7 protein-coding genes are annotated in these 12,215 nt (G+C 69.4%); 2 read left to right on the top strand and 5 right to left on the bottom strand.

The features are described from left to right. Positions 1–3: 3 nt before the first annotated feature. Both cysQ and nudE read right to left on the bottom strand, forming a co-directional pair. A complete protein-coding gene (gene cysQ, locus HMPREF3113_RS05645) occupies positions 4–807 on the bottom strand; it encodes a 3'(2'),5'-bisphosphate nucleotidase CysQ (protein WP_070471313.1) in 804 nt (267 codons plus the stop codon). Continuing rightward, entirely contained in the window at positions 804–1,352 is a 549-nt protein-coding gene (nudE, locus tag HMPREF3113_RS05640; protein WP_070425745.1) for an ADP compounds hydrolase NudE, read from the bottom strand. Before nudE ends, cysQ begins: the two co-directional genes overlap by 4 nt. Positions 1,353–1,402: 50 nt before the next feature. On the opposite strand from nudE, the gene bioA reads away from it, so the two are divergent. Together bioA and HMPREF3113_RS05630 are read left to right on the top strand one after the other, a co-directional pair. Further along, complete coding sequence (bioA, locus tag HMPREF3113_RS05635) at positions 1,403–2,794, top strand: adenosylmethionine--8-amino-7-oxononanoate transaminase (protein WP_046272683.1); 1,392 nt, start codon at positions 1,403–1,405, stop codon at positions 2,792–2,794. Continuing rightward, positions 2,785–3,519 (top strand): 16S rRNA (uracil(1498)-N(3))-methyltransferase, encoded by a 735-nt coding sequence (locus HMPREF3113_RS05630; RefSeq protein ID WP_070425747.1) that lies wholly within the window; start codon positions 2,785–2,787, stop codon positions 3,517–3,519. The genes bioA and HMPREF3113_RS05630 overlap by 10 nt, the downstream gene beginning before the upstream one ends. A gap of 94 nt (positions 3,520–3,613) precedes the next feature. Here HMPREF3113_RS05630 and HMPREF3113_RS05625 read toward each other — a convergent pair whose 3' ends face one another. The 3 genes from HMPREF3113_RS05625 to HMPREF3113_RS05615 are packed head-to-tail and all read right to left on the bottom strand — an operon-like array spanning position 3,614 to position 12,137. Further along, a complete protein-coding gene (locus tag HMPREF3113_RS05625) occupies positions 3,614–4,087 on the bottom strand; it encodes a chemotaxis protein CheW (RefSeq protein WP_019185133.1) in 474 nt (157 codons plus the stop codon). Positions 4,088–4,117: 30 nt separating this feature from the next. Then, complete coding sequence (locus tag HMPREF3113_RS05620) at positions 4,118–5,425, bottom strand: chemotaxis protein CheB (RefSeq protein ID WP_070471311.1); 1,308 nt, start codon at positions 5,423–5,425, stop codon at positions 4,118–4,120. After that, on the bottom strand, positions 5,391–12,137 hold the full coding sequence (locus HMPREF3113_RS05615; RefSeq protein WP_070471310.1) for an Hpt domain-containing protein: 6,747 nt from the start codon (positions 12,135–12,137) through the stop codon (positions 5,391–5,393). The genes HMPREF3113_RS05620 and HMPREF3113_RS05615 overlap by 35 nt, the downstream gene beginning before the upstream one ends. Positions 12,138–12,215 lie beyond the last annotated feature (78 nt).

The raw sequence follows: 12,215 nt of genomic DNA, 5'->3' as shown, positions 1-12,215 counted from the left end.
AGGTCAGGCGGGCAGCCACTCGCGCCACGGCAGGCGGGTATCGCCAAGCGCGATGAAGTCCCCGTTCAAGAGGGTCTCGCGGCGGTTGTAGCGGAATGGCTTGCCGGTCTCGGCCGAGAGCACCGCGCCACCGGCGGCATGCAGTACGCACTGACCGGCGGCGGTGTCCCATTCGGACGTCGGGCCCAGACGCGGGTAGACGTCCAGCGTGCCCTCGGCCAGCCGGCAGAATTTGAGCGAGGAGCCCTGCGCAAGCACCTCGATATCGCCCATGCGGTCCAGCAGCGCCTGGGTCTGCTCGCTTCGATGCGAGCGGCTGGCGGCGACCCGCAGCGGCGCCGAGGCCGGCGTGCGGGTGCGCAGTACCGAATCGCGCATGCCGTCGCGGCGATAGGCCAGCTCGCCGCGCATGGCGTGCCAGACCTGGCCGGTGGCCGGGGCCAGCACCACGCCGAAGGCGGGTGCGCCCTGGTAGATCAGCGCGATGTTGACGCTGAACTCGTCGTTGCGCTTGACGAATTCGCGGGTGCCGTCGAGCGGATCGACCAGCCAGTACGACCCCCAGTGCTGGCGGACCTCCCACGGTACCTGCGCCGATTCTTCGGAGAGGATCGGCAGGTCCGGGGTCAGCTGCGCTAGCCCGCGCTCGATCACCTGGTTGGCGCCGAGGTCGGCGGCGGTGACCGGACTGTGGTCGGACTTGATCTCCACATCGAACGGGGTGGCGTAGACGGCCATGATGGCGGCGGCCGCGTCCTGGGCGATGGCGATGACGGTTTCGCGCAGATCCGTCGTGAGTTTGATCATTCCTTCCGTCCCAGCCACTCGCGCGCGATGAACAGCGCCGCCAGCGATCGGCCCTCGGAGAAGTCCTCGCGCAGCATCAACTGGTCCAGGTCGGCCAGCTTCCACGGCACGACGTCCAGTTCCTCCGGCTCGTCGCCGGCCAGGCGCTCGGGGTACAGATCGCGCGCCACCACCAGCCACGACTGGTGGCTCATGTAGGTCGGCGCCAGCGTCATTGCGCGCAGCACATCGACCCGACGGGCACCGTAACCGGCCTCTTCCTTCAATTCGCGGTCGGCCGCCTGTTCGGGCGTCTCGCCGGCATCGATGCGCCCTTTCACCAGGCCCAGCTCGTAGCGATGCATGCCGGCGGCGTATTCACGCACCAGCAGCACGGTCTCGTCGTCGAGCATCGGCACCACCACCACGGCGCCATGGCCGCGGGTCACCAGCCGTTCGAAGCGGCGGCGTTCGCCATTGGAGAATTCCAGATCCAGATGCTGGCGCTGGAACGGCCCGCTTTCCTCGTCCGTGATCTGGTGGATGATGGGCAGGCGACGGCTCATGCGAGCATCTCTAGAATGGGTACTGGTGAAAACGTGTTCATGAGCCCGAAATGCTAGCAGACCCAGCCCCCCTCACGCTGGCCGATCAGTGGCGGCAACGCGATCTGGCCGTACTGTGGCACCCCTGCACGCAGATGCGCGAGCACCCCGACACCCTGCCCCTGCTGCCGATCGCCCGTGGCGAAGGCCCGTGGTTGATCGACCACGACGGCCATCGCTATCTGGACGCGGTGAGCAGCTGGTGGACCAATCTGTTCGGCCATGCGCAGCCGCGCATCGGCGCGGCCATCGCCCAGCAGGCCACGCAGCTGGAACAGGTGATGCTGGCCGGCTTCAGCCATGCGCCGGCGGTGCGGCTGGCCGAGCGCCTGCTGGCGATCGCGCCACGCCAGGCCGGGCGTGATCCGCTGGCCAAGGTGTTCTATGCCGACAACGGTTCGGCCGGGGTGGAAGTGGCGCTGAAGATGGCCTTCCACTATTTCCGCAACCGCGGGGAGAACCACCGCACCCGCTTCGTGGCATTGGAGAACGGCTACCACGGCGAAACCCTGGGTGCGCTGTCGGTCGGCGACATCCCGCTGTACCGGCGGGTATACGCGCCGCTGCTGACCGAGGCACTGTTCGCGCCCTCGCCCGACGCCTACCTGGCCGAACCCGGCCAGAGCGCGGCGCAGCGTGCGCACCAGGCGGCCGATGCGCTGGCCACGCTGTTCGACCAGCACCCGGGCGAGATCTGCGCGGTGATCCTGGAGCCGCGCCTGCAGTGCGCCGGCGGCATGCGCATGCATGACCCGGTCTATCTGCAGCGTGCGCGTGCGTTGTGCGATGCCAACGGTGCGTTCCTGATCGCCGATGAAATCGCCACCGGTTTCGGCCGCACCGGCACGATGTTCGCCTGCGAGCAGGCCGGGGTGATGCCCGACCTGCTGTGCCTGTCCAAGGGCCTGACCGGCGGCTTCCTGCCGCTCTCGGCGGTGCTGGCCACGCAGGCGCTGTACGACGCCTTCCTCGACGATTCGCGCGAGCGCGCGTTCCTGCATTCGCACAGTTACACCGGCAATCCACTGGCCTGCGCCGCTGCGCTGGCGACGCTGGACATCTTCGCCGGCGAGGACGTGATCGCCCGCAACCGCAGCACCGCTGAAGTGATGCGCACCCTGGCCGCACCGTTCGCCGACCACGCGCATGTCGCCGATGTGCGCCAGGCCGGGATGGTGGTGGCATTCGAACTGACCCGCAACGGCGACAAGCGTACGCCGTTCCCGGCCGAGGCCAGAATCGGGCTGCACGCCTACAAGGCCGCGCTCAAGCGCGGCGTGGTGCTGCGGCCACTGGGCAATGTGCTGTATTGGATGCCGCCGTACTGCGTGGAGGACGACCATCTGGATCTGCTTGCACTGACCACCCTGGCTGCCATCGACGAGGCCGTCGCATGCGCGTGACCCGGAGCTACATCGATCATCCGCTGACTGTCGGCCAGACCCTGTCGCTGCCCGAGGATGCGGCCAACCATCTGGTCCGCGTGATGCGCCTGCGCGAAGGCGATGGCTGCGTGCTGTTCAACGGTGATGGCCAGGACTACAGCGCGACCCTGGTGGTGGTGGGCAAGCGCGATGCGCAGGTGCGCATCGAGGCCGCCACCGCGCTGGACAACGAATCGCCGTTGCACATCACCCTGCTGCAGGGCATCGCCCGTGGCGAGAAGATGGACCTGATCCTGCAGAAGGCCACCGAACTGGGCGTGCAGGCCTTCGTGCCGGTCAATGCCGAGCGCACGGAAGTGAAGCTTGACGCGGCCCGCGCCGAGAAGCGCCTGGCGCACTGGCACAGCGTGGTGGTCTCGGCCTGTGGCCAATCCGGCCGCGCGCGCGTGCCAAGCGTGGTCGCGCCGCGATCGCTGCAGGACGCCGCCAACGCGATGCCGGCCGAGGCGTTGAAGCTGACCCTGGATCCACAGGGCGAGCATCGCTTGTCGACGCTCTCGGCCGCACCGGGCGGCGTGGTGATCGCGATCGGCCCGGAAGGCGGCTGGTCGCCGCGCGACCGCCAGGCGCTGGCCGCGGCGGGCTTCCAGGGATTGCAGTTGGGCCCGCGCGTGCTGCGTACCGAGACCGCAGGGCTGGCGGCGATTGCGGCGGTGCAGGCACGCCTGGGCGATCTGGGCTGACGATCGCGCTTGCCTGACGCCTCAGCCCCCTTGATTCATCGGGAGCGATTGCGCCCTTGAGTCCAGGGGGCACGCCGACAGGCGCGGGGACACTTCACCCCGCGACCGGGAAAGATTCGTCCAGCGCCGCTTCCAGGGCGTCCAGGTCCGGCAGCAGCGCACTCTGCTCACCCAGCAGCACGCGCATGTGTACGCCCTGCGGCAGGGTTTCTTCGGACGCGTCGGCGAGCAGGCCGTCGCGCGGCACCGCGATCAGCTGCGGGAACGTCTGGGTCAGCAGGGCGAAGTACGGGCGGCGCGGATTGCCGCCCAGTGCCTTGAGCACGACCACCTTGTTGTTGGTCACCACCGGCTCGTCGCCCTGCCCGGACAACCGGGCAAAGGACAGCAGCGGCACGTCCCAGCCGTGCCAGGCGATCTGCCCGACCAGCCAGGCCGGTGCGTCGGGCACGGTTTCGACCGGCACCTTGGACATCATTTCGGCGACGGTGGCATTGGGCAGCAGCACGCGTTCGTGCCCGGCCTGGATCAGGACACCGCGGATTTCGTCGTTGCTGGCGTAGCTCATGGAGATTCCTTCAAGGGTGCGTCGGCGCGCTTACGCGTCCACGCCCCAGCGTTCGGCGATGGTGGCGGCCAGCTGCGGCGGTTCACCGGCCTGCTGGCCGGCAGCGACCACGGCACTGGCCGCCGTCGGGTCGTAGCAGCCCTCCCCGATCTGACCGCCCACCCAGGCCCCGGCGGCCGCCAGGGCGAGCACGGCGTCCACCTGGGCGGCATCGGCGCCGCTGAGCAGGACCACGCCGCTGTGCAAGGCCGGCAGTGCCGCGATCTGGATGCCGGTGGGCTCGGCGATGAAATGCAGCGTGCCCTGGCGCACGACGATGCCGATGTCATCAGGCAGGATGTAGGCCTGCCCGGCTTCCACCGGCTGGGCGTCTTCGGCCAGCAGCACCGGCAGGGCGGACACCCGTGCCATCTGCTTGACCAGATTGCCGTAGCGGCCTCCGTCCAGGCGCATATGCACCAGCACCGCGGTGCTCAGCGATTCGGGCAGCGCGGCCAGCAGGCGGCGCAACGCATCCGGCCCGCCGATCCCGGCCAGGACCAGCACCGCACCCGTGCAGCCACCGGAGGCTCCCGGCTCGGGCTCAAGCTCGACCAGCGACAGACGTTCGATGTCGAAGCGCTCCGGCGCCGAGCCCGTGTGGGTGCTCGATGGTGAGCCAGTGACCACGGCGTCATCTTCGACCAGCGACCAGCGGCTGTGGTCCCCGATCGCGGCGATCGGGTCCACCGGCGCACTGCTCGCCGCATCGTCCACCTCCAGCGCGGCCAATGCCTCTTCCAGCGACACCGGCTCGCTCAGCTCCGCCGGCACCTGGTACAGGCCATCGGCAGGCACGTCGGACGCCGCATCCTCCGCTTCGCGCAGGTGGAACTCCAGCGGCGCATCGGCATGCAACTGCGCCGGGGTAACCGGCAGGCCCGGTTCGGGCTGCAGTTGCTGGTCCTGTTCCGAGCCCGGCGGCAGCACGTCCTGGTGACCGTGCAGCTTGGCCACCAGATGCCGCGCCCAGCGCTGCGCTTCCCAGCCATCGCGGCGCGCGGCCAGCTCGGCCTCGTCGAAGATCAGGGTCAGTGACGGCGAGCCCAGCACCGGCTCCAGCCGTTCCAGTGCGTCTTCGATCGCCGGCTCCAGCGCGATCAGCACCGCGCCGGGGTCGGCATCACGCAGGGCCTGCAGCTCGAGCGTGTTGGGGTCGTCCTCCAGCACCACGCGGGCGCCGGCATGGTCGAGCGCCTCGCGCAGCCGCTCACGCGCCGGCCCGGACCGGGCCAGCAGCGCCACCGACAACAGGGCGTGGACATCACTCGCGTGCACGGGCGATCCCCAGCAGGTCATACACGTTGCGCATCAGATCCAGCTCCTGGTACGGCTTGCCCAGGTAGCGCTGGACACCGAGTTCAAAGGCGCGCTGACGGTGCTTGTCGCCGCTGCGCGAGGTGATCATCACGATCGGCACGCCCTGGTAGCGTGGGTCGGCGCGCATGACACTGGCCAGCTCGTAGCCGTCCATGCGCGGCATCTCGATATCCAGCAGCATCAGGTCGGGCACGCGCTCGTCCAGCCGCTCCAGTGCTTCGATGCCGTCACGGGCAACCGTGACCTCGAAGTTGTGGCGCTCCAGGATGCGGCCGGTGACCTTGCGCATGGTCAGTGAATCGTCGACCACCATCACCAGCGGCACATCGCGGTCGCTGACCTTGGCGGTGGCGGTGATCGGCTTGTGCGGATTGGCCAGGTAACGACGCACCAGTGGCGCGACGTCCAGGATGACGACCACGCGGCCATCGCCGGTGATCGTCGCACCGTAGATGCCCGGTACCGAGGCGATCTGCAGGCCGACCGGCTTGACCACGATTTCGCGGTTGCCCAGCACCTGGTCGATCGCCACGGCCACGCGCAGGTCACCGGCGCGGACCAGCAGCAGCGGCACCTGGGCCTGGCCTTCGGCACGGGCCTGGGCCTGGCCGATCAGGGTGCCCAGATCGTGCAGCGCGAATTCCTCGCCACCGTAGTGGTAGCCGCCGTTGGCGGTTTCGAAACGCTCGCGCGAGATCCGGCCGATACCGCTGACCGAGGCCACCGGCACCGCGAAGGTGGTCTCGCCGATCTGTACGAACACCGCCTGGGTGACCGCCAGCGTCTGCGGCAGGCGCAGGGTGAAGGTCACGCCCTGGCCGCTGACCGAGTGGATGTCTACCGAGCCGCCGAGCTGGCGCACTTCGTTGTGGACCACGTCCATGCCCACGCCACGGCCGGCCAGCTGGCTGACCTGGTCGGCGGTGCTGAAGCCGGGCGAGAAGATCATCGCGTCCAGTTCGGCATCGCCCAGTACCGCATCGGCGGCGATCAGGCCACGCTGTTCGGCACGGCGACGGATCGCCCCGCGATCCAGGCCGACGCCGTCGTCGGCCACTTCCAGCACGATTTCCGAGCCTTCACGGCGCAGGCGGATGGCGATCTCGCCCTCTTCCGGCTTGCCGGCGGCACGGCGCTGTTCCGGGGTTTCCAGACCGTGCGCCACCGAGTTGCGCAGCATGTGTTCCAGCGGCGCGACCATGCGGTCGAGCACGTTGCGGTCCAGTTCGCCGTGGGTCCCTTCCAGGGTGACGTGAACCTGCTTGCCGGTGTCCTGTCCGGCCTGGCGAACCACCCGGCGCAGACGCGGCACGAGCCCATCGAAGGGCACCATGCGCGCGCGCATCAGGCCGTCCTGCAGTTCCGAGCTGACCCGGGACTGCTGCTGGAGCAGCACGTCGTACTGGCGCGACAGATCGTCCAGCACGCCCTGCAGGCCGCCCAGATCGGCGGCCGATTCGTTCAGCGCGCGGCTGAGCTGCTGCAGCGTGGAGAAGCGGTCCAGTTCCAGCGGATCGAACGTGTGGTGGGCCTGGTCCTGTTCGCGCTGGTAACGGGCCACGATCTGCGCTTCGGTTTCCAGGTCCAGCCGGCGCAGCTGGTCGCGCAGACGGGCATTGGTGCGGTCCAGTTCGCCCATGGCGCCGCGGAAGGCCCCGAGCTGCTGTTCCAGCCGCGAACGGTAGATCGCCACTTCACCGGCGTGGTTGACCAGGCGGTCGAGCAGATCGGCGCGCACGCGCACCTGTTCCTGCTGCGGCCGCGGCAGGCCATCCTCTTCGCTGACGGTTTCCAGCGGGACGGGTGCCGAGAGCGGCGCTGCGACAAGCGCGGCGATCGCCGCCTCGACCCTGGCATCGCCGGAGGGCAGCGCATCGTTGGCGGTGTCGGCCGGCGCCGGCGCGATGCGGCCCTGGGTGCGCTGCTCGAAGGCGGCGATCAGGTCGTCGGGCATGGCCACGGTGCGGTGCTGCCCGGTACGGGTCAGCAGCTGGTGCAGGCGATCGAACCCACGCTCCAGCAGGTGCACGTCGCTGCGGTCGATATCGGTGCGGTTGGCCGCCACGGCTTCCAGCAGCGACTCGATGCCGTGGCCCAGGTCGCCGATGGGATTGATCCCGGCCATGCGCGCGCCACCCTTCAGGGTGTGCAGATCGCGCTGCAGGCCAGCGATCACGTCGCGGTCCTGGGGCGCAGCGCGCAGCTCGCTGATCAGACCATCGCAGTGGTCAAGCAGGTCCTTGCCCTCCTCCACGAAGATATCGACCAGCTCCTGGTCGAGCTGGGTGAAGTCGAGTGCATCGCCCGGCCCGAGGTCGTCGCTGTCGGCCGACGCCGCCGCGAGGACGTCGGCCGGTTCCGGATCGTTGGTGAGGCTGGCCGCAGGCGCGTCTTCGAGTTCGAAGAAGCGGGCCGGGGTGGCCGCGTCGGCCGAAGTATCCGGCGCCGTGGTCTCGCTCACGTCGGCGAACGCGTCGGCTTCACCCGTGTTCTCGTCGGTGGCGTCCAGACCCAGCACCCGGGTGTCCAGCGCATCCGGCGCATCGACAACGGTCAGGCCGTCGTCCATCGCCTGCTGCGCGTCCACCACCTCGCCAAAGGCCGGCGGCGGTGGCAGGACGTCGGACAGCGCCTGCGCGTCCTCGTCGCTGTCTTCGTCGCTGCTCTGCTCGCCGACCTGCTCGCCGACCTGCTCGCCGTGCTGCTCGCTGTCCTGCTCGCCATCGCTCCAGTTGTCGTTGGCCGCGTCATCCACGGAGGCCGCGTAGACGCTGCCCGGCGCAGGAGCATCGGCAGAGGTGTCGGCAGCCGGACCGTCGGGGCCGACCGGGCGCGCCGCTGCCGGATCGGCCTGAGTGTCGGCCTGAGTGTCGGCCTGAGTGTCGGCCTGGGCGTCAGCGTCGGCCCTGGTTTCAGTATCGGCGTCGTCCTGGCTTGCCGGGGGGGTCGGCTCGGCGAGCTGATCGAAGTAGCGCGAGAGATCCTCGGCCGAGGTCAATTCGGCCGATTCCAGGCCCGCATGCATAGCGGCCGGATCGATGTCCTCGGCCACCGCATCGGACGCTGCCTGCGCATCGGCGGCATGCGTGCTATCGGGCAGTTCCGCATCGAAGTAGGCGGACAGGTCGTCCGTGCCGGTCAGCTCCATGGCGATGAGCGCATCATCGTCGTTGGCCGGCGCGACCGCGTGACTGGACTCGATCACGCTCAGGCCATCGGCGTCGATCTCGGCCTCCAGCTCGTCGATGCCGGTGGTGTCATCGGCGCGCGCCAACACCGGTGCGGCATCGTCCTCAACCTCATCGCCAATCACTTCGACCGCATCCGTCCGCGCATCGGCGACCGGGGCGAACTGCCCAGGCTCGGCGGCATACGCTTCAGCTGTTTCGCCGGCGTCGGTCGCTTCGTCCAATGCGTCCGTGCCGGCGGCGTCAGTCGCCTGGACGGGCAGTTCGTCGTGCACCAGGTCCAGATCGTCCTCGGCCAGGGCCGGCCAGCGCGCTTCGGGCAACGTATCGGCCAGGGCGACCAGACGGGCCGCCAAGGCGGTCTGCACGGGCACCCGCGGGGCCTCGTCCTGCAGGGCCGCCATGGTGGTGGTGATGGCGGCGCAGGTCTCGGCGAGCGCGTCCATGCCTGCCGCAGCCGGCAGCGCATCGGCCGCAAGCGAACGCTTGAGGTAACTTTCCGCCGCGCCGGTGACGGCCGTGATCTCCGGCACATCGGTCATGGCGAAAGCACCGTTCATCGTGTGCACGGCGCGCAGCAGGCCGTCGGTCACCGGCTGCGGAGCATCGGCAGCCGCATCCAGCCACGCCTGCAGCGTCGCCTGGTGCACCTCGACCTCGGCTTCCAGGATCTCGCGCAGCACGCTGTCGATGTTGGCCGGCGTACTCTCGATCACCGGCACAGCCTCGGCCGCAACGGTCTCCATGACCGTCGGCACCGCGGCGCTCGCCGCCCGCTGCAGCGGCACGTGGAAGGTCTCTTCGCCCGCGGCCACGCGATCGGCGATGGCCTGCATGGCCTGCAGATCGGCGGTGACACGACTGCCATCGCGCAGTGCCGCGTTGAGCTGCGGCAGCGCGTCGTAGGCCTGGCCGACCAGCGCAACCACGGCCGGCGAGGCCGGGCGGCTGCCATCGAGCACGCGGTTGAGCATGCCCTCGATCTTCCAGCTGAACTCGCCCAGGGTGCGCGCACCCACCAGCCGGCCACTGCCCTTGAGGGTATGGAACACGCGACGGATCGGGCGCAGGCGGTCCAGGTTGTCCGGCGCGGCGCGCCAGGCCGGAAGCAGGTTGCCCAGGTTCACCAGCTCTTCGTCGAACTCTTCGATGAACACCTCGCGGATGTCCTGGTCGATGTTCTCGCCATCGTCTTCGAAGCCCGCCTCGATGCTGATGTCATCGGCGGACGCGGCCACCGCCGGGCTCCCCGCTGCGGCGGCCGTCGGCACGGTCTCGGTGTCGGCGCCTTCCGGGCGGAACTGCGCCGCGGCGGCATCCAGCTCGGCCAGGAAGCGGGTAGCGGCATCGTCCAGCTCGATACGGCCGATCACCGCATCGCGCACCGTGGCGTTCGGCTGCGCTGCATCGGCTGCGGCCTCGGCGGCCGTGTCGACATCGTCGGCGAACGGGTCGAGCGGCGGCGCGGCGCTGTCCTGCGCCGATGCGACGGGAATCTCCTGCAGGAACGTCGGCAGCGCTTCCACATCCACCTCGCCCGGCGTGACGCTGGACGAAGCCGCGGCCCCTGCATCAATGCTGTCGCTGTCGCTGTCGCTGTCGGTATCAGTATCGGTACCGCTATGGGTATCGGTATCGATATCAGTACCGGTATCAGTATCGCTATCGATGTCAGCGTCATCGTCATCGACCTGCAGCGAGAGCACGTCATCGGCGTTGCGCAGGCCGTCATCGAAGGTGAATTCGATCGGCTCGTCGCTCAGCGCCAGCAGCTCGTGCTCGGCGGCCACCGGATCGAACCTGGCGCCGGTGGCCACGAAGGCCGGCATCTCCAGCGGGGCGTCGGCGACGTCGTCGCCCATGCGATCGGCCTGCAGCGCGGGCGGCAGCGAGGCCACCCCCCACGCAGCGCCGGGCGGCAGGTCGGCAATGACCGGGTCGAGATGGGCAAACGTCAGCCCTTCATCGGCGTCGTCCTGCTGGCCCAGCGTCCACTGCGGCGCATCGGCACTGACCGGCGCGGTGGAGGCATCGAACACCAGCGCCACCGGCGGCGGTGTCACGGGCGCGGCGGCCGCCGGCGGCGGATCGAAGGTGAAGTCCGGCAGCGGCGGCGGCAGGTTGGCCGGGCGCGGTACCTCGGCGGTCACCGCGAGCTCGATCGGCTCGGGGGCCGGCGCGTCCCACGGTGTCAGTTCGATGGGCTCGGGCGCAACCGGCAGCGATTCCGGGCCGGTGTCGGCGGTTGGCTGGTTCGCATCCGGCAGCGGCCAGTAACGCAGCGTTTCCAGGCTGCTGCGGGTGATGTCCAGGATGTCGTCGCGGCCCGGCCGGCGTTCGCGCAGGGCTTCCAGGTAGTACTCCAGGCTGGCCATGGCATCGGCCAGGGTATCCAGCTGGCGCCCACTGGGCACGCGCTGCTTGCCGAGCAGTTCCACCGCGATGTACTGGCGCACGCCCTGCAGGTAGTCGGCCGGGGCCGACAGATCGAGCATGCGCAGCGCGCCGGCCACCTCGCCGAGCAGGCGCGGCACTTCCTGCAGCTGCTGGTGATTCCAGTTGGTTTCGATGAAGGCGACGAAATGCTCACGCGCGGCAGCAAAATTGGCAATGGCTTCATGGGCCAGCACTTCCACCGTGCGGCGGTTCTCCACCGCGCTGGGATCGTCCTCGCCACTACCGCCGGCGCCCAGATGGGCGACCTGGTCGTCCAGCGAGGCATCCACGTACAGCAGCGCGCCGGCGATATCCAGCAACAGCGTTTCATCGATCTGCTGCACGCCCTCGACCACCTCGCGCAGCGCATCGCGCTGCTGCACGACCACGCCACGGGCCACGCCCAGGCCCATCATGCCCAGCGTATCGGCGACCGCGCCCAGCTCGTTGACCTGGGTCTGCAATTGCACCGGCTCGCCGCCGGTACGCAGGTGCAGGTCCAGCGCGTCCTTGATCCGCAGCAGCTCTTCCTTGACCGCGTTGCCGACCGTATCGAGCAGCTCGCGGTTGCGGCCGCTCAGGCTGCCACGCGCGTGGTCCAGCTCGGCCTCGGTGGCACTCGCGCTGTCCGGCGCGAAGGCGAACAGCACGCTTTCATTGATGCCCGGTGCCGCGCGTGCAGAGCGGATGTCGTTGAGCAGCGGCAGCAGCACGATCGGGATGTCGCGGTGGCCGTTCTGCAGGCGCTCCAGGTAATCGGGCAGCAGCACGCTGCCACGCATCAGCGTGGCGCAGGCTTCATCGCGGTCGGGTACGTCGCCGGCGCCGATCGCGTTGGCCAGCTGTTCCAGCTCCTCGGCCACCATCGCCGGGGCGTACAGCTCGACCATGCGCAGGGTGCCCTGCACCTGGTGCAGGTAGCCGGCGCAGAAGCGCATCCGGCTGCCGTCGGCAGGGTCTTCCACGTAGTACTCGACCTCGTTGCGCACCTGGCGCAGGGTCTCGTCCAGCTCCGGCTTGACCCAGCCCAGCGCAGCATGGCTCATGGCATCGCGCAGCGTGCTCATGCCAGGTCTCCCGGCAGCTCGGCGCACATGGCGTGCGGTGATTTCTCGCGATGCATCATCTGCTTGTTCCTTCCCTCT

This window comes from Stenotrophomonas sp. HMSC10F06 (genome assembly GCF_001807865.1).
Classification (GTDB): domain Bacteria; phylum Pseudomonadota; class Gammaproteobacteria; order Xanthomonadales; family Xanthomonadaceae; genus Stenotrophomonas; species Stenotrophomonas bentonitica_A.
The sequence above is the reverse complement of the archived record's forward strand: the minus strand, read 5'-3'. Positions and strand labels throughout refer to the sequence as shown.

What these genes read in the sequence shown, in the direction of transcription:
- cysQ (WP_070471313.1), bottom strand. Translation starts at nt 807, where the DNA reads ATGATCAAACTCACGACGGATCTGCGCGAAACCGTCATCGCCATCGCC.
- nudE (WP_070425745.1), bottom strand. Translation starts at nt 1,352, where the DNA reads ATGAGCCGTCGCCTGCCCATCATCCACCAGATCACGGACGAGGAAAGC.
- bioA (WP_046272683.1), top strand. Translation starts at nt 1,403, where the DNA reads ATGCTAGCAGACCCAGCCCCCCTCACGCTGGCCGATCAGTGGCGGCAA.
- HMPREF3113_RS05630 (WP_070425747.1), top strand. Translation starts at nt 2,785, where the DNA reads ATGCGCGTGACCCGGAGCTACATCGATCATCCGCTGACTGTCGGCCAG.
- HMPREF3113_RS05625 (WP_019185133.1), bottom strand. Translation starts at nt 4,087, where the DNA reads ATGAGCTACGCCAGCAACGACGAAATCCGCGGTGTCCTGATCCAGGCC.
- HMPREF3113_RS05620 (WP_070471311.1), bottom strand. Translation starts at nt 5,425, where the DNA reads ATGACCTGCTGGGGATCGCCCGTGCACGCGAGTGATGTCCACGCCCTG.
- HMPREF3113_RS05615 (WP_070471310.1), bottom strand. Translation starts at nt 12,137, where the DNA reads ATGAGCACGCTGCGCGATGCCATGAGCCATGCTGCGCTGGGCTGGGTC.